General features: G+C 45.4%; 14 protein-coding genes. 10 read left to right on the forward strand and 4 right to left on the reverse strand.

Annotation, left to right across the window (positions count from 1 at the left end):
• Positions 1-67: 67 nt before the first annotated feature.
• From JUF13_RS10220 to JUF13_RS10255, 8 genes are all read left to right on the forward strand, one after another.
• Complete coding sequence (locus JUF13_RS10220) at positions 68-1459, forward strand: MATE family efflux transporter (protein WP_203639600.1); 1392 nt, start codon at positions 68-70, stop codon at positions 1457-1459.
• Between the two features lie 15 nt (positions 1460-1474).
• The gene (locus JUF13_RS10225; RefSeq protein WP_203639601.1) at positions 1475-3103 is read left to right on the forward strand and encodes an amidohydrolase; all 1629 of its coding nucleotides are present in this window, start codon (positions 1475-1477) and stop codon (positions 3101-3103) included.
• 21 nt (positions 3104-3124) lie between these two features.
• Complete coding sequence (gene ptcA / locus JUF13_RS10230; protein ID WP_203639602.1) at positions 3125-4156, forward strand: putrescine carbamoyltransferase; 1032 nt, start codon at positions 3125-3127, stop codon at positions 4154-4156.
• A gap of 31 nt (positions 4157-4187) precedes the next feature.
• Positions 4188-5561, forward strand: a complete 1374-nt coding sequence (locus JUF13_RS10235; RefSeq protein ID WP_203639603.1) for an MATE family efflux transporter — start codon at positions 4188-4190, stop codon at positions 5559-5561.
• Positions 5562-5578: 17 nt separating this feature from the next.
• Positions 5579-6673, forward strand: coding sequence for an agmatine deiminase (gene aguA / locus JUF13_RS10240; protein ID WP_203639604.1), 1095 nt, complete (start codon positions 5579-5581; stop codon positions 6671-6673).
• Positions 6674-6746: 73 nt separating this feature from the next.
• A complete protein-coding gene (gene arcC / locus JUF13_RS10245) occupies positions 6747-7691 on the forward strand; it encodes a carbamate kinase (RefSeq protein WP_203639605.1) in 945 nt (314 codons plus the stop codon).
• Between the two features lie 36 nt (positions 7692-7727).
• Positions 7728-8819: an agmatine deiminase gene (gene aguA, locus JUF13_RS10250; protein WP_203639606.1), complete on the forward strand. Its 1092-nt coding sequence runs from the start codon at positions 7728-7730 to the stop codon at positions 8817-8819.
• A 14-nt stretch (positions 8820-8833) separates the two neighbouring features.
• On the forward strand, positions 8834-9646 hold the full coding sequence (locus tag JUF13_RS10255; RefSeq protein ID WP_203639607.1) for a MurR/RpiR family transcriptional regulator: 813 nt from the start codon (positions 8834-8836) through the stop codon (positions 9644-9646).
• Positions 9647-9699: 53 nt separating this feature from the next.
• Here JUF13_RS10255 and JUF13_RS10260 read toward each other — a convergent pair whose 3' ends face one another.
• Positions 9700-9891, reverse strand: a complete 192-nt coding sequence (locus tag JUF13_RS10260) for a hypothetical protein (RefSeq protein ID WP_203639608.1) — start codon at positions 9889-9891, stop codon at positions 9700-9702.
• Between the two features lie 54 nt (positions 9892-9945).
• The gene (locus JUF13_RS10265) at positions 9946-11115 is read right to left on the reverse strand and encodes an acetyl-CoA C-acetyltransferase (protein ID WP_203639609.1); all 1170 of its coding nucleotides are present in this window, start codon (positions 11113-11115) and stop codon (positions 9946-9948) included.
• Between the two features lie 157 nt (positions 11116-11272).
• Here JUF13_RS10265 and JUF13_RS10270 point away from each other — a divergent pair, with 157 nt between their 5' ends.
• Entirely contained in the window at positions 11273-12235 is a 963-nt protein-coding gene (locus JUF13_RS10270; RefSeq protein WP_203639610.1) for a hypothetical protein, read from the forward strand.
• Between the two features lie 92 nt (positions 12236-12327).
• Here JUF13_RS10270 and JUF13_RS10275 read toward each other — a convergent pair whose 3' ends face one another.
• Together JUF13_RS10275 and lysS are read right to left on the reverse strand one after the other, a co-directional pair.
• Positions 12328-13845 carry a UDP-N-acetylmuramoyl-L-alanyl-D-glutamate--2,6-diaminopimelate ligase gene (locus JUF13_RS10275; protein WP_203639611.1) on the reverse strand — a complete coding sequence of 506 codons (1518 nt, stop codon included), beginning with the start codon at positions 13843-13845 and terminating at the stop codon, positions 12328-12330.
• A 20-nt stretch (positions 13846-13865) separates the two neighbouring features.
• Complete coding sequence (lysS, locus tag JUF13_RS10280; RefSeq protein ID WP_203639612.1) at positions 13866-15380, reverse strand: lysine--tRNA ligase; 1515 nt, start codon at positions 15378-15380, stop codon at positions 13866-13868.
• Positions 15381-15690: 310 nt separating this feature from the next.
• Between lysS and JUF13_RS10285 the strand changes: the two genes are divergently transcribed.
• Positions 15691-16878, forward strand: coding sequence for an MFS transporter (locus tag JUF13_RS10285; protein WP_203639613.1), 1188 nt, complete (start codon positions 15691-15693; stop codon positions 16876-16878).
• The last annotated feature ends 207 nt before the right edge of the window (positions 16879-17085 follow it).

A 17085-nucleotide genomic window follows, 5' to 3' on the forward strand; every position in this document is an offset into this window, starting at 1 on the left:
TGATTGGTCTATTTAAAGTCTGAACTGAGTTTAAACCGCGAAGTTCATTGAAAGAAAGGTGATTCTTATGGATTCTTCAACCGAAAATGACCCGCTTGAAGAGGTTAACGGTAGCGAACTTGGACATAAAGAAATTACACCATTATTCGCAAGATATACAATGTTAACTTTTGCAGGTTTAGCTGCTCAGGCTGTGATGGTCGTAATTGAAGGGCTGGTTATTGGCCGTGGATTGGGTTCTAACGGTTTAGCAACTGTTGGAATCATCATGCCACTTGAATACTTGATGTTGGCACTGGGCGGTTTCTTTGCAATTGGAACGTCAACATTATGTGCTATGCGTTTGGGTGAAGGAAAGGAGAAAGAAGCCCGCCGGATATTTGGTCAAGGAAGTTGGTATAGCATTATCGTTGGGCTAACGGTAGCTATCTTAATTGCAGTTTTTGCTAGTCAAGTTGCAACACTTTTGGGAGCAACGCCACAGTTACACAGTGAGGTGACAACGTTTATTCGGATATTTATGATTGGATATCCATTTTGCATGATTGGTCATGTCACAGTTTATATGGTCCGTGTGGATGAAAGACCTGATATTGCAACTTGGGCGATGTCCTCGTCAGCAATCATTGCCGCACTCTGGCTGTATTTGAGTGTATTTCCGCTCCACATAGGATTTATTGGCGCGGCATTCTATTATGCATTCTCTATTGGAATTTGGGGGTTCTTCTTTGTCTATTTTATTTTTAGTAGAAAGTCCAAGTTTCAAATTCATTGGTCGGATTTAAAGATGGATAAAAAAATTATCCTCGCCATCTCTAAGATTGGTTTTCCTTTTATGCTAATTCAAGCATCCAGTACTGTATTCACCATGGTTTTGAATAACTTTCTTGGAAAATATGGGACTCAGATGGATATTGCAGCCTTTTCAGTGATCAATAGTTATATCATTTATATCCTAATGTTAATTACTCAAGCAACGTCAGGTGGTCAACAACCAATTGCTAGTTATAACTATGGTGCAAATTTATTTGGGCGTGTAATTAAGCTAATTAAGGTTAGTTTGATAGCTAATATTGTTGGCATTTATATATTAGCTAGTTTATGTTTTGTATTCTCTAATCAAATAGTTGCCTTCTTTGTTGGAAGTGGCTCTAGTCTAGTTGAGATGGCCGGCGGATACTCTAAGATTGTTGTATCTTGTGCCGCTTTAGGATTAACAGCCAATTTAATGTCTGGTTACTTTCAGGCTGTCGAGAGAATTTTGGAATCTACGATTTTGGGCATTTGTCGTTACCTAATTTTTGGAATTCCAGCAATCTTCATCATGGCCCATTGGCTTGGGGTCACAGGTGTTTGGTTCTCACAGCCAGTTTCAGATGTTCTGGCGTTTCTTCTGACAATGTGGTTAACAGTTCGGGAAATAGGCCGTCTTAAAAAATTTGAAAAGAAGTCAAATTGAAAGGAAGATGCTGTTATGCGTAGTGCCGATACAATTATTGAGAGTAATGCGATTTTTAATGGTGTTTCAGACAAGTTAATCAATGGTTTTGTTGCCATTAAGGATGACCATATTCAGTATGTTGGTGAGAAAGAGTTCCTGGATCTTTATAAGGGACCTAATACTAAAGTTATTCAAGCACAAGATAAATTAGTCATGCCAGGCTTTAATGATGCACATGTTCACATGTACATGTCGGCCTTATACGCTTCACCATTGGTTAATGTTAGCTTTGAGGATAAGAGCGCTGCGGAGTGTGTTGCTGGCCTGAAGAAGATGGAAGACCGAATTCCTAAGGATGAATGGTTGATTGGCGCTGGATGGTACTACACGTTGTGGGATGATCCAACGATGCCAACCAAAGCGGATATTGATGCTGTCTACCCAGATCGCCCCGTTGCCATGGTTTCAGCTGATTGCCATACTTTTTGGGTGAACACAAAAGGTTTAGAAAAGTTGGGAATCACCAAAGATTCTGTTGCGCCAGAAGGCGGGAGCTATAACAAGGATGAGGATGGTGAATTAACAGGGATCATTGAAGACACTGCCGCATCTGCATTACAGCCAAAGATTTATGATTTCGATAATGAAACGGTCGAAGAATTTTATAACAGTTACATGGCTGAAATGAATAAGCTAGGAATTACTTCAATTTGTGATGTCTCAATGATGGCCATCCCAGGCCTCGATTTTATTCGTGATGACGTTTATGAAAAGATGCAAAAGGATAATAAAGTTTCTGTCCGAGTTAATATGTTTCCAACCCTGCGTAAGGATTTAAACAGACCATTAGAGTTGAGAGATAAATTCCAAGGCAATATGGTTCGATGCCAAGGTGTTAAGCAATTCTTTGATGGTGTTTCATCTACGCATACAGCATATCTTAAAGATGATTATTCAGATGCCTGGTTTAAAGGGGATCATGGTCATCCCTCAATGCCAGTTGAGAAGATGGAAGAATTAGTCTTGTGGGCATACAAGAACGACTTAAGCCCACGCGTTCACGCTATTGGTGATCAATCGATTCATAACTTGATTAATTTCTTTGAAGAGGCACAAGAAAAATATGGGGACAAGCCATATCTGCATCCAACGATTGAGCACCTTGAAAATTTCCAGAAAGAAGATATTGCTCGATTAGGTAAGTTGCGAGTTATTCCATCAGTACAGCCACCTCACTTGATGGTCGATCCTAACGGGATTGAAAAGGATTTGGGTCAAGAACGTATTCAATACATGTGGCCATTCAGAATGATGTTGGATGCTGGTAGTACATTAGCCTTTGGAACGGATTCTCCAGTTGTTGAGATTAATCCATTTTATGGAATTTATAATGCGGTTACTCGTCAATCAGCATTTACTAAAGAGCCAAAAGGCGGTTGGATTCCTAAAGAACGTATTTCACTGTTTGAAGCTTTACGAGCATATACGTATGGTTCTGCCTGCGCAGCAAGTCGTGAAAGCGAATACGGGACGTTAGCTCCCAACAAACTAGCGGATTTGGTTATTTTAGATAAGAACCTGTTTAAGGAAGATAACGATGCTATCTTAGATACAAAAGTAGACTTGACGATGTTAGGCGGAAAAATTGTATACAAAAAGTAAATTAATAGAGGAGTAATTGACATGACTAAACGCGATTTTATTGATACCAACACTTACACGAAAGACGAAATCCAATACATGATCGAATTGGGGATTAAGATTAAGGAATCCATCAAGAACGGCTACTACCCACCATTACTGAAGAACAAGACGCTCGGGATGATCTTTGAACAATCCTCAACGCGGACTCGGACTTCTGCCGAAGCTGCCATGACTGAATTAGGTGGACATGCCCAATACTTAGCACCAGGCCAAATCCAATTGGGTGGTCACGAATCCATTGAAGATACGTCACAAGTTCTGGGCCGCATCCTCGACATCATCGGTGCCCGGGTTGAACGTCACCACACCGTTGCTGAAGTTGGTAAATTTGCTAAGGTGCCAGTGGTTAACTTCATGAGTGACTACAACCACCCAACGCAAGAACTTGGCGACATCATTACCATGACGGAACACTTACCAAAGGGCAAGAAGCTTAGCGACTGCAAGATTGTCTTTGTTGGTGACGCTACCCAAGTTTGTGTTTCGACCATGTTTATGGCTACCAAGATGGGGATGGACTTCGTACAATTTGGCCCTAAAGGCTTCCAAATCAAGCCTGAAACCCTTGAAATTGGTAAGAAGAACGCTGAAGTTTCTGGCGGTTCTGTCTTAGTTACTGAAGACGCTGACGAAGCCATGAAGGATGCCGACTTTATCTACACCGACGTTTGGTACGGCTTGTACGAAGCTGAATTATCCAAGGATGACCGGATGAAGATCTTCTACCCTAAGTACCAAGTCAACGCTGACTTAGTATCTAAGGCTTCCGATCACGTGAAGTTCATGCACTGCCTGCCAGCTACCCGTGGTGAAGAAGTTACCGACGAAGTCATTGACTCCGACTACTCCATCGTTTGGGACGAAGCTGAAAACCGTAAGACGGCTATGCGTGCTATCTTCGTTTACCTGTTGAACCCAGAATTGAAGTACGCTTCCAAGGCTGTTGCCGACAAGTACGATGCAGAATTTGAATTAATGTTACGGAACGCCGTTGACGAACGTAATAATTAATTTTCCACTAAACGAAAAGTAGTGATTTTACATGGATGAATCGGTAAGGGATGAGCCCAATAGGGAGTTAGGCACGAAACAGATTGGAACGCTTTTCGCCAAGTATGGTACTACCACGCTCATGGGAATGATGGCTCAGGCAGCAATGGTGATGTTTGAAGGTATTACCATTGGGAATGGACTAGGTGCTGAAGGTTTGGCCACGGTAAGTATTATTATGCCGTTGGAGTTGTTGGATCTTGCTCTAGGCGGTGCTTTGAGCATGGGAATTAGTTCAGCAATTGCAATTAAACTGGGTGAAGGAAATTTAAGACAAGCACAAAAAGTTTTCTCGGACGGTTTTTGGATTTCGGTAATTATAACAGTTATTCTGTCAATGATAATTGGACTCAATGCTGAAGCTGTAGGTAGGTTGCTTGGAGCATCTGCAACATTATTACCCAGTGTTAGGATATTTATTCATATTTTTATGCTAGGATATCCTTTCTGTATGTTAGGTCAAATCCTATGTAGTGTTTTGCGTGTGGATGAGAAACCAGGGATTGCAACGGGGGTAATGATTGCGGCATCAATTTTCGCTATGGCTATTCTGTTTTATACAGTGATAATTGCCAAGATGGGGATTAAGGGTGTCGGTATTTACTATGCATTTTCTATTGGTAGCTGGTCACTTTCGGTTTTTTACTTCTTGTTTAGTCACACTAGGTTGAAAATAAGATTTGATTTTGAGCTTGAATTCAAGGGATTTTTTAAAGCTTTTAAAATTGGGTTACCCTTCTTCATTGTTCAAATCTCAAGTTTTGCTTTTACTTGGACAGCCAATGTTCTATTAGCGAGGGTGGGAAATGATGTTGATGTTGCAGCGTTTGGGATTATTAATAGTTATATTTTTTATGATTTGAATTTAATCACAACGGCACTGACAAATGGGATGCAGCCAATAGCGAGCTTTAATTTTGGGGCCCGCTATGAAGGGCGATTGAAGCAGCTAGTTAAAGTCAGTACGATAAGTAATTTCAGCATTTTACTTGTAGTAACGCTCGTATTCATCTTGTTCCCTACACAGATCATTGGATTTTTTGTTGGGAATGATCCTGAATTAATTCATGTTGCATCGCGTGGAGCAATGGTTATGATTTCATGTTCTGCATTTGGGTTAACATCTAACCTAATGTCTGGGTACTACCAGGCTGTTAATAAGACGAAAGTTTCGGTATTGTTGGGAGTCTCAAGATTCTTATTTTTAGCAATTCCACTCATGGTAATCTTCTCCAGTGCCTTTGGCGTCGATGGTATTTGGGCTAGTCAACCGGTGGCTGATTTAATAATTTTTCTAGTGACAGCAGTTGTCATTAGAAAGGAACTTGAGACGAATGTTGAAATTAGTGATCACGGAGAAAAATGATTGTTGGAGGGTAGATTATGAAGACTTTAGATAGTACACCGAAAAAAGACGGTTTCCGTATGCCAGGAGAGTTTGAACCACATCAAGGTGTCTATATGTTATGGCCACAGCGACCAGATAATTGGCGAAATGGTGGGAAACCAGCGCAAAAGACATTTGCCAAGGTAGCGGAAACCATTTCTGAATTTGAACACGTGACCGTTGGTGTGAATGATGATCAGTATGCCAATGCAAGACACCTATTAGCAGGTGATGTTGAAGTAGTTGAAATTTCAAGTAATGATGCTTGGATGCGTGACTGTGGTGCGACTTTTGTTAAGAATGATAGAGGCGGTTTGCGAGCTGTTGATTGGACATTTAACTCATGGGGCGGGCTTGAAGATGGATTGTATTTCCCTTGGGATAAGGACGATCGTGTTGCACAAAAAATGGCAGAACTGGAGCATGTGGATCGGTATCGGTTAAACGATTTTGTTTTGGAGGGGGGATCAATTCATGTTGATGGTGAAGGAACTTTAATCACAACTGAAGAATGCTTGCTTTCTCAAGGACGAAACCCGCAACTCTCTAAGGAACAAATTGAAGAAGTACTTAAACAAAATTTGAATTTGGAGAAAGTTATTTGGCTAAAAAAGGGAATTTATCTTGACGAGACCAATGGGCATGTCGATAACATCGCTAATTTTGTAAAGCCAGGGGTTGTCGCATTAGCATGGACTGACGATAAGACAGATCCACAATATGAAATCTCAAAAGAAAACCTGGATATTTTAGAGCGTACAACGGATGCTAAAGGTCGAAAATTAAAGGTTGTTAAACTACTTGTACCCAAACCAGTATTGATTACGCAGGAAGAGAGTGAGGGCGTTGATGCAGTTGATGGGACGCTCCCAAGAACAGAAGGTGAGCGACTAGCAGCTAGTTACGTCAATTACTATACGGCAAATAGTGGGATTGTATTTCCATTATTCGATGATCCGATGGATAAAGTTGCCAAGAAAACCTTAGGTGAACTATATCCTGATCGAAAAGTAGTGGGTGTTCCGGCACGAGAAATTCTACTGGGGGGCGGCAATATTCACTGCATTACCCAGCAGATTCCGACAATTTAATAGGTGGTGAAGATAAGACAAAACGATAAAGTTTTGTCTTATCTTAATTTAAAAGTATTTTGGAGGTAATATCATGGCAAAAAGAGTGGTTGTTGCTTTAGGTGGTAATGCTATTTTATCTAAAGATGCATCAGCGGAAGCGCAGCAGGAAGCATTACGTCGGACAGCAAAGTATTTAGTACAATTTGTTAAGCAGGGAGATCAACTGATTATTTCGCACGGCAATGGACCACAAGTAGGAAACCTCTTACTTCAGCAATCTGCGGGGAGTACTAGGGAGAACCCAGCTATGCCATTAGATACAGCTGTTGCTATGACGCAAGGAAGCATTGGGTATTGGTTACAGAACGCTCTTGGTAAGGAACTACGGAGTAATCAAATTGACGTAGAGGTGGCTACCGTTGTTACTCAGGTTGAAGTAGCTAAAGACGATAGGGCTTTTGAGAATCCAACAAAACCGATTGGACCTTTTTATAGTAAAGAGGCTGCTGAGAAACAACAACACTTGCACCCCGGTTATGTTTTTAGTGAAGATGCAGGTCGCGGATATCGCCGGGTTGTTCCATCTCCCAAGCCCATTAATGTGTGTGAAGCTAACGTTATTAGCAAGTTAGTTTCGAACGGTGTTGTACCAATCTCCGTAGGTGGGGGTGGTGTTCCAGTGGTTAGACAGGGTGAGGTATTAGTTGGTCAAGAGGCGGTTATCGACAAGGACTTTGCATCTGAAAAACTTGCAGAACAAGTTGGAGCGGATCTATTAATTATTCTGACAGCAGTAGACGCAGTTTATATAAATTATAATCAGAAAAATCAAACGGCTTTGAAAGATGTTACAATAAATGAATTAGAGAAGTACATTGCTGAAAACCAGTTTGCGAAGGGGAGCATGCTGCCAAAGGTACAGGCCGCTATTGAATTTGTACAACATTCAGATAATGCTAGGGCAGTTATAACAGCTTTGGACAACGTCTCTGGTCTGATGCAAGGTGGGGTAGGAACCGTCATTTCAAAGAAATAGAGCATAGAATATCTAGAGCGAGAGGACTTAGCTGAAATGAAAATGAAAACGTTACCATACCGGGATGGTTTTAAAATAGTTGCCGATTTTGAGAAGAAACAGGCGGGTTATATGCTCTGGCCACAGCGACCAGATAATTGGCGCGATGGTGGTAAGCCAGCGCAACGGGCGTTCACGCAATTGGCCAGTAAGCTATCAAAGTATCAGCCGATGACAATGCTAGTTAATGAAAATCAATACAAAAATGCACGGTCCATGTTACCGGTCGGCGTTAGAGTAGTTGAGCTTAGCAGTGATGATGCTTTTGTTAAAGATACTGGACCTATTTATCTACAAAGTGCTGATGGACAACAAGTACGTGCAGTCGATTTTAATTTTAATGCTTGGGGAGGTTTAGTAGATGGGCTTTATTTCCCTTGGGATAAGGATAATGAGGTTGCTAAGAAACTTTCAGAACTAGATAGTATTGATTATTATGAAAGTACGCTTACCTTGGAAGGCTGTTCAGTTGTAACAGATGGGGACGGAACCCTGTTAACGACGGAAGATGTTATCTTGTCCGAAGGTCGAAATAAGGGATTAACAAAAGAAGTAGCTACCGAAAAGCTGAAAGAAACTCTTGGGGTTAGCAAAATCATTTGGCTAAGTGAAGGCTTTTATTTAGATGAGACAGGTGGCGATATTGATAACATGGTAAGTTTTATTGCTCCTGGCGAAATTGTTTTGTCGTGGACGGAAGATAAATCCGATCCTCAATACGTATCGAGTCACAGGGCTTTTGAAGTTTTAAAGCAGGAGACAGATGCGCGGGGAAGACATTTTAGAATTCATAAGTTGCAAATTCCTACACCTCTTTTCTTATCCAAAGAGGAAGCTAATGGGGTTGACCCTATCAATGGCAGATTACCACGGATAGCAGGTCAACGACTGACAGCAACCTATACGAGTTATGTGACGACGAATCGAGCCATTGTTCTGCCAGAATTTGGTGTCGCACAAGATGAAATGGCTTTAGAGCAAATGAAAAAATATTATCCAGACAGAGAAGTTGAAAGTATTCCTGCAAGAGAATTTTTAACGGGTGGTGGTGGATTACACACAGTTGTTTTAAATGTACCTGGTGTCTAACCTGGAGGTAAATGATGAATTTTTTTGAGATTGTTAATTCTCACCTCAGCTCATTAACTAAGAGTGAACAAGCCTTATTTGACTATGTTGTTAAAAACATGGATAAAATAAAAAATCAGAGAATTAGAGAAGTTGCGGGAGAAACTTTTGTTTCGACGGCAACATTCCTACGTTTTGTAAAAAAAATTGGCTTTTCTGGTTTTAGCGAGTTTACGACGGTTATTAAATATACTGTCATAAATAATCAGCATGCAGAAGATAAAGCTATGCCATTTACTGTTCCTCAGAGAGATTATCGCGAAGAATATCTAAAGAACATCATCGAATCTGTCCGAGTTGTATCACAGAGTAAAATTCAGCAAATTGTAGTGAAATTGGCTAAACACCCCACAATATACTTTTTCTCAAAGGGAGTTAGTAAGTATGCAACAGAGTACATTTATTATTTGTATACTATGGCGGGTTTCTCGGTCATTCTTCCGAAGGACCATGAAATGCGTCGAATTAGCTCTAGGCAAGTGAAGAGTGACGATGTCGTTTTTATTTTAACGTATAGTGGACGAGATGGTGAATTCTTAGAAATGATGAACCAGTTTTCCAATTCTGATTGCGAGCCATTCGTTATTTCAGTTACTGAGCCAGATAATAATACCATTCAAAATTTAAGTGACATTAATCTCTACATATTTACGGATGATATTAAAGTTAATGAGGCAGATATTAGTTCTAGAATATCGACAATTGCGCTAATGGAGCTAATCCTGTATCAATATATTGAGAACTATGGAGGGCGAGATTTTAACTTTAGAAAATTGGGCTTAGGATAAAAAACGAGGTTGATCCCGCCAGACTATGGCAGGGTCAACCTCGTTTTTTAAATTTATTGATGAATGAGCAGCAAGGACACGAGTACGAAGGCCTGAACGACCATCACGCCGAAAACGCCGGCGAACGACTGGCTGTAGTGGTGATCACGGTGCCAGAGATAACCAACCACACTGGCGAGCACCACGAGGCCGACGACAAGTAAAATAATCAGTTTAAGTTTAACGTCAAAATCCGCTGTTAGCATTGCGTCCGCTTCCCTTACGTTGAATAGTTACCGTCATTATACCAGACCTTGTGGCTAATCGCGCGAAATGGTAAGCGCGATGCCCATCCCACCGCCGATACACATGGAAGCGAGGCCGTGATGCAGGTCTGCCCGGATGAGTTCGTGCAGTAGCGTAACCACGATACGGGTGCCGGATGCGCCCAGGGGATGGCCGAGGGCAATCCCGCCACCATTCACGTTTAGCCGGTCGTTGGGGATATGGAGGTCGCGGGTGATGGCAACGGACTGAGCGGCAAAAGCCTCATTAACCTCGAAACGATCAACGTCATTCACTGTCAGGCCATCTTTAGCCAAGACGGATTGAATGGCCGTCACGGGAGCGTAGCCCATGATGGCGGGGTCAATGCCAGTTTCTTGATAGTTGCCTAAGGTTGCCAGGTAGGGAATGCCCGCGGCCAGTGCGGCCGACTTGTGCATCAACACCATGGCCGCAGCACCATCGTTTAAACCAGCAGCGTTGCCCGCCGTGACGGTCCCATTTTCTTTGAAGGAAGGTTTCAGGGCGGCTAGTTGATCCGCCGATGTCGTTGTTCGGACGGGTTCGTCCGCCGTAATCGTCTGGTTGCCAACCTTGACTGGCACGATTTCCGCGTCAAAGCGGTGATCAATCTGAGCCTGCGTCGCGTTTTGTTGGGAACGCAGGGCGAAAGCATCCTGTTCGGCACGACTCACGTGGTATTTTTCAGCCACGTTTTCCGCAGTCATGCCCATCGTTTCGCCACCAAAAGCATCGGTCAGCCCATCATGGGCCAGACTGTCGATTAAGCTGGTGTGGCCAAACTTCTGTCCCCACCGAATATTGTTGTTTAAGAATGGCGCGTTACTCATACTTTCCGTTCCACCGACCAATACGGCGTCGGCGTCACCCATCAAGATGGCACTTTGGCCCAGGCGAATCGCCTTGAGACTGGACCCGCAGACCTGATTGATGGTCATGGCCGTGCTGGTGACAGGCAGACCGGCGTTTAGTTCAATTTGGCGCGCCACGTTTTGGCCGAGCCCTGCTTGGAGCACCGTGCCAAAGATGGTTTGCTGAATCATGGCGGGGGCAAGACCGCTCCGCTTAACGGCGGCCTGTGCCGCGATGGTTCCCAAGTCAACGGCCGAAAGTTTTTGAAGACTCCGCCCAAATTTACCAATTGGGGTCCGCACCGCACTAACAATCACAACTTCTTCTGCCATGATAACTCTCCTTTTCCGATAGTATCCGAACCTTTAATATAACTGACTTTCCCCGGTTTGTCTTGGATTACGCGCCAAGATGATTGGGGATTTGCATTTTCTTAAGGATTTTCTCTATAATAGTAGGTAATGGACTCAAGATAGGGGAATAAAAGTGATGGAACAATCAGATTCAACTGCCAAATCGTTGACGCCGGCAGAATTCCTGACGCCGCAACGGTTGGCTTCATTATCAGCTAATCAACAAAAATACGCAGCCGCTATTTTAGATGACGTGCTGCGCGTCCGCAAGACGGTCGACATGGCGCGGGGAGACTGGACGCCGCAACAGGTTGCTGCGACGTTAGCGGCCTTGCCAACGATGGTTGACCAATCACACCTGTACTTTGTGGCGGTCGTGCCGGTCTTATCGGCTTACTTTAAGGCCCAAAAGTTGTCCAATCTGAAAGCCTTGGATGCCGCTTTGAAAGCTGCTCGTCCTGATTTGGTCGAAAAGCATGCCGCTGCGGTCGACGAACAGGAAGCCTACGAGGGCGTGGTCGCACTCGTTGAGCAGTGGGTTCAGGCCATGACGGACCAGCCAGATGTTGCCAATTTATCGGCTGCTGACCAGCAAAACTTCATGACTATCGTCCACACAACGGCCGAACTGATGATTACCGGAAAGGGTAAACAGCCTAAGGACTGGGACGTGCAAACGTTAAGCGAAATCATGTTTGGCCCCTTTACCCATTTACTAGACGAAAACGATCGGGTACCCGCACTGTTCAACCTGGTACCATTTGCCCTGACGACCCTGTTCGCCTACCTGGCCGACCAGCAAGAGTTACCGGCAGCCACAGCCTTACAGGACTGGGTCAGCGAGCACCACACGGCGTTAGTGACCATGTATGACCCAAAGTTGGAGAGCTTCTTTGAGGACCTGACCACGGCCATGCAGGCACAAAATATCGACGCCGATGATGCTAAAGCGGTGGATGCCTTCACCCAGGATTACCTGCGGGCCCACCCAACGACCAGCCGGGAGCTTTTCACGACGGATCGCCAGTTGACGCACAAGAAGCACATTAAGCAGATCAAATACAGCCAAAAGAAGCGGCGGAAGCATCGTCGGCGTTAAGGTCTTTTAAAGCGTATACAAAAAACGAGCAAGTAGCTCCCTTCAATTTGAAGAGAGCCACTTGCTCGTTTTACATAACTATTTATTTTAGATTATTCTTCGTCCGCCAAACCGGCAATCACGTCTTCCGCGACAACGGGGTCGGACGCGTAAGGCGTGTCGACACCGTTGATCTTTTGGTAGGCGTCCTCGCCCTTACCGGCCAGCACGACTAAATCGTCGTTGGTGGCACTGGTAATGGCGTGTTGAATGGCATCTTCCCGTTGCGGAATGATGCTGGTTTTGACCTTATCGTGGTCAATTTGACTGTCGATTTCCTTAGCGATAGCGATGGGGTCTTCGTGACCCGGATCATCCGTCGTCAGGAAGGCTGTGTCAGCGTAATCGTTGAGCGCCTTGGCAAAGCCCTCGCGGCGGTCCTCACCCTTGTCACCAGTGCTCCCAAGAACGGCAGTGATGTGGTGGTCGGGGAACTGCGTGTGCAGGAAGCTCAGCAGGGCGTTCATGCTGCCCCAATCATGGGCGTAATCAATATAGATGGTCCCATGATGTTTGGTCGTAATCGACTCCATCCGGCCCGGAATGGTCGTGTGGGCCAAACCGTACTGTAGGTCGTTAACCGCGGCGCCGGCCAAATGACTCGCCAGAATGGCGGCCGTGGCGTTGCTTTGGTTGAAGTCACCCGGCACGGACACGTGATACGTCGTGGCCAAGGCCTGTAGCTGGTCGGCACCGTGGACCGTCAAGCCAAATTCGCTATCGGTCAGTGTCGCCGTACTACTGGTGATGGACAACGTCGCGTCCGGCTGATTAAAGCCGTACGTGAAGATGTGTTCGGGATCCGTGGAGACCTTAGCTGCCGCGTAAACCTCGTCAAAATGGTCCATGTCCGCGTCAATAATACAATTGCGCGAGTTGATCATTAGCTGCATTTTGCAGAAGAGGTAGTTGGCAAAGTTCGGGTGCTCGTTGACCCCGATGTGGTCGGGCGAAATGTTCAGAAAGATACCGACGTCAAACGTCAATCCGTACACGCGGTCCAACAGGTAAGCCTGGGAGGCCACCTCCATTACCAGTACCTTGTCGCCATTGTCGACCGCTTGCCGCATTTCGTGGAAGAGGTCAAACGACTCCGCCGTGGTTAAATGCGCCTTGAATTGGTCTTCTGGCTTGGGTCCGATGATGTGGTTGATGGTCGAGAACATGGCGACCTGTTGTGGGAACGCGTGGCTCAGGATGTTCGTGGTCAGGTACGTCGAGGTCGTTTTCCCCTTGGTCCCGGTGTAGCCAATGACGAAGAGGTCATTTTGCGGGAAGCCAAAGTAGAGTTGGGCGGCCAAGGACAAAGCCTTGCGCACGTCGTTGACCAAGATGACTGGCACGTCAACGTGGTAATCCTTTTCGGCTAAGTAACAGGTTGCCCCGTTAGCAATTGCCGACTGTAAATAGTCCACTGAGAAATTGAAGCCTTTGCAGACGAAGAGGCCGTTGGCGCTGGCCTTGCGTGAATCATACGCTAAGGATGCAAAGTCGACGTCGTCTGATGGTAGCGTGGTGCTCAGAAACAGGTTATGCTCCTGCAGCAACGCAATCAGCTGGTTTGCTCTCATTCAATTGCCTCTTTTCGTGGTTAATCGTTAGGCCGCATGGTAGGGAACAGCATCACGTCGCGGATAGAAGCTGCGTCAGTTAAGAGCATCGTCATCCGGTCGATCCCGATACCCAGACCACCAGTAGGCGGCATACCGTATTCCATGGCTTCGATGTAATCGTTGTCGATTCCATGGGCTTCTTCGTTACCAGCCGCCCGTTCAGCGTCTTGGGCTTCGAATCGTTGCTTCTGGTCGATTGGGTCGTTTAATTCAGTAAAGGCGTTCCCGTATTCGTTCCCGTCGATGTAAAGTTCGAACCGGTCGGTGAAACGAGGGTCCTTCGGGTTCTTCTTAGCCAGTGGTGAGATTTCAACCGGGTGGCCGTAAATGAAGGTTGGGTTAACCAACGTGTCTTGAACCTTTTCTTCGAAGAAGGCGTTGATGATGTGACCGACCTTCCAGTAAGGTTCGCAGTGAATGCCGTTTTCTTCGGCTAACTTCTTAGCGTCGTCGTCAGACATTGGTTGCCAGAAGTCGATACCAGTGGCGTCCTTAACGGCATCAACCATGTGGACCCGCTTGAAGTCGGAATCAAGGTCGATGTCCTTACCTTGGTAAGAAACTTGGCCAGAGCCGTTAACCTTGTTGGCCACGAAGCGGAAGATGTTTTCCGTCAAGTCCATGACGTCCGTGTAGTCGGCGTAAGCGGTATAGACTTCAACCATGTTGAATTCAGGGTTATGCCGTAAGTCGGTCCCTTCGTTCCGGAAGTCCTTGCCCAGTTCGTAAACTTTTTCCATCCCACCAACGATCAGGCGCTTCAGGTAAAGCTCCGTGGCAATCCGCAGGTACAAAGGAATGTCAAAGGCGTTGGAGTGGGTGACAAATGGCCGTGCTTCGGCCCCACCGGCTTCCGTTTGGAGAACGGGGGTGTCCACTTCCAGGTAGCCTTCGCTATCTAAGTATTCGCGAATGGCTTTCTTGATTTGGGTGACCTTGATGAACCGGTCAAAGCTGTCTTGGTTGGCGATTAAGTCCAGGTACCGTTGACGGTAGATGGTTTCGGGGTTCGTCAGACCGTGGTACTTGTCTGGTAATGGCCGTAAAGCCTTAGATAAGAATTCAAAATCAGTGAAGCGGAGCGTCAAAGCGCCAGTGTTCGTCTTGATGACGTAACCCTTGGCACCAATGAAGTCCCCTAAGTCTAACGTCTTGTAAAGGGCGTACTTGTCTTCGCCCAGTTCATCTTGACGCGCGTAACCTTGGACCACACCAGTTCTGTCGAGCAAATCGATAAAGCCGGCCTTGCCGCTGCCACGCTTACCGGTAATCCGACCCGCAACAGCAACATAATGTTTGTCTTCCATCAGCTCTTCTTTATCATACTTATCGTATTTTTCAGTGAGCGACTTACTGTCGTCAGTTCTATCGAAGCGGTGACCGAAAGGCGCGATGCCCTGTTCTTGTAAACTATCCATTTTATCCCGACGAACCTGCATCTGATCATTCAGATCGGCCGGTGCGGCATTTTTATTATTTTTGCTGTTACCCATGTTGTGTCCTCCTATTAAGTATTGATTCAAAGTGTCATGAATCCAAACCTCCCTTAAATTTAGTTGATTTTCGCCCAATAAGCAAGCCATAATGGGGGATTAGCCGAATGAAGACGCTTACAAAATGGTGAGGCTGGATTTTCCTCTAATGGATGACGAGAGTGACCTGGTAATCAGGGGAGAGCGGTCCAGGCAATTTTGCCAATCCGGCTAAAGCGTGCTAGAGATTTCGCCAACCCCCTTTCGAGTGGTCGGGTAATCATGATAGACTTAGCACATTCACGTTTAAAAAGGGGGTCAGGTATCAGTAATGTTAAGATTAATGCGCAAAATGTGGCCGTTGTTACTGCTCGGATTTTTGGTGAACACAGCCTATAGTGTGATGTGGCCGTTAACCACCATCTACCTGCACGGCGACCTCCACTTAAATTTAGTTCAAAGTGGCTTGATCCTGGCGGCTTATTCCGGCTGTAATGTTCTGGGTGGGCACCTAGGCGGTGTGTTGACGGATCACTACTCGGCAAGAACAGTTGGGGTGGGCATGCTGGTCGGCTTGATCATCGATGCAGTGATTGGCTTTTTCTGGAACGGTATCATCGCCTATCCAATTGTGCTGGTGGTCTTTGGCCTACTGACCGGGGGCATGCTAACCCTGATTACGGCGATGACCGCTCAACTCAGCCATCTCGATGGTCGGTTATTCAATCTCCTCTACATTTTTATCAATGTTGGTTTGGTGGTGGGGACAGCAAGTATTGGCGTTCTCTACCATAATAGTTTGAAACCCATCTTTGGCTTGTTACTGAGTTGCTACGTGCTCGCAGCCATTCTCTGGAGCTGGCGGGCGGGCAGCTTTGAAAAACAGTCCGCAGGTCAAACGCCACGGCAAACAGCAACGACCGACGAGACTACTCAGCCAACTATGGGTGGCCGCTTATCACGAACGAGCCTTGTCATTATTCTCCTTAGCCTGGTGTTCATGTGGATCACTTACGCCCAGTGGATGAGTAACGTGTCCGTTTACATTCAAAATGAGGGCTTGGGGATCAAACTGTATAGTACGCTTTGGGTGTACAACGGGGTGCTCCTAATTGTCGTGCAAGCTTTGATGGCAAAAGTCAGTCATAGCAGGGTGTTACCTTGGCAAATTTTGGGTGGCTTAGTGGCGATTGGGAGTTCTTTTCTTCTATTAACTAGTGAATCTGGTGTTGTGGTGTTGTTTGCCGCGATGACCCTGCTAACGATAGGGGAGGCCGTGTACGTGCCAGGGGTCCCCGCACTGATCAATTTATATACGGTAGGCAACGAAGGTAAGTATCAAGGACTCGTCAATGCGTTTTCTTCATTAGGTAAAGCGTTGGGCCCCGTGTTAGGTGGTATGGTCATTGCCCATTTAGGCTCGTTTCACTTGCTTTTTTGGTTCTGTGCCATCGTTGATGCGGTGATTGCGTTGGGCTTTTTGGTCGGCGTAGTCCCGGCACTCAAACGTCAGTCATAATTGATGCGAACTATCACCAGGCGTTTCCTGGTAAAACGACCGATTAACTCGGTCGTTTTTTATTGTTTTCACAACAACCATTCGGCTTTGAAAATTATTTTCATTTTTCGCCTATTTTAGTTGACGGGGCGGGCTGTGGTTGGTATAGTTATATACGTTGTCACGGCGATTAACCAACTAGACCAATTCGAAAGATTGAAAATAGTT

It is taken from the genome of Levilactobacillus wangkuiensis (assembly GCF_016861605.1).
GTDB lineage: Bacteria > Bacillota > Bacilli > Lactobacillales > Lactobacillaceae > Levilactobacillus > Levilactobacillus wangkuiensis.

What these genes read in the sequence shown, in the direction of transcription:
- aguA (WP_203639606.1), top strand. Translation starts at nt 7,728, where the DNA reads ATGAAAATGAAAACGTTACCATACCGGGATGGTTTTAAAATAGTTGCC.
- lysS (WP_203639612.1), bottom strand. Translation starts at nt 15,380, where the DNA reads ATGGGTAACAGCAAAAATAATAAAAATGCCGCACCGGCCGATCTGAAT.
- JUF13_RS10255 (WP_203639607.1), top strand. Translation starts at nt 8,834, where the DNA reads ATGAATTTTTTTGAGATTGTTAATTCTCACCTCAGCTCATTAACTAAG.
- JUF13_RS10265 (WP_203639609.1), bottom strand. Translation starts at nt 11,115, where the DNA reads ATGGCAGAAGAAGTTGTGATTGTTAGTGCGGTGCGGACCCCAATTGGT.
- ptcA (WP_203639602.1), top strand. Translation starts at nt 3,125, where the DNA reads ATGACTAAACGCGATTTTATTGATACCAACACTTACACGAAAGACGAA.
- JUF13_RS10220 (WP_203639600.1), top strand. Translation starts at nt 68, where the DNA reads ATGGATTCTTCAACCGAAAATGACCCGCTTGAAGAGGTTAACGGTAGC.
- arcC (WP_203639605.1), top strand. Translation starts at nt 6,747, where the DNA reads ATGGCAAAAAGAGTGGTTGTTGCTTTAGGTGGTAATGCTATTTTATCT.
- aguA (WP_203639604.1), top strand. Translation starts at nt 5,579, where the DNA reads ATGAAGACTTTAGATAGTACACCGAAAAAAGACGGTTTCCGTATGCCA.
- JUF13_RS10285 (WP_203639613.1), top strand. Translation starts at nt 15,691, where the DNA reads ATGTTAAGATTAATGCGCAAAATGTGGCCGTTGTTACTGCTCGGATTT.
- JUF13_RS10260 (WP_203639608.1), bottom strand. Translation starts at nt 9,891, where the DNA reads ATGCTAACAGCGGATTTTGACGTTAAACTTAAACTGATTATTTTACTT.
- JUF13_RS10270 (WP_203639610.1), top strand. Translation starts at nt 11,273, where the DNA reads ATGGAACAATCAGATTCAACTGCCAAATCGTTGACGCCGGCAGAATTC.
- JUF13_RS10235 (WP_203639603.1), top strand. Translation starts at nt 4,188, where the DNA reads ATGGATGAATCGGTAAGGGATGAGCCCAATAGGGAGTTAGGCACGAAA.
- JUF13_RS10275 (WP_203639611.1), bottom strand. Translation starts at nt 13,845, where the DNA reads ATGAGAGCAAACCAGCTGATTGCGTTGCTGCAGGAGCATAACCTGTTT.
- JUF13_RS10225 (WP_203639601.1), top strand. Translation starts at nt 1,475, where the DNA reads ATGCGTAGTGCCGATACAATTATTGAGAGTAATGCGATTTTTAATGGT.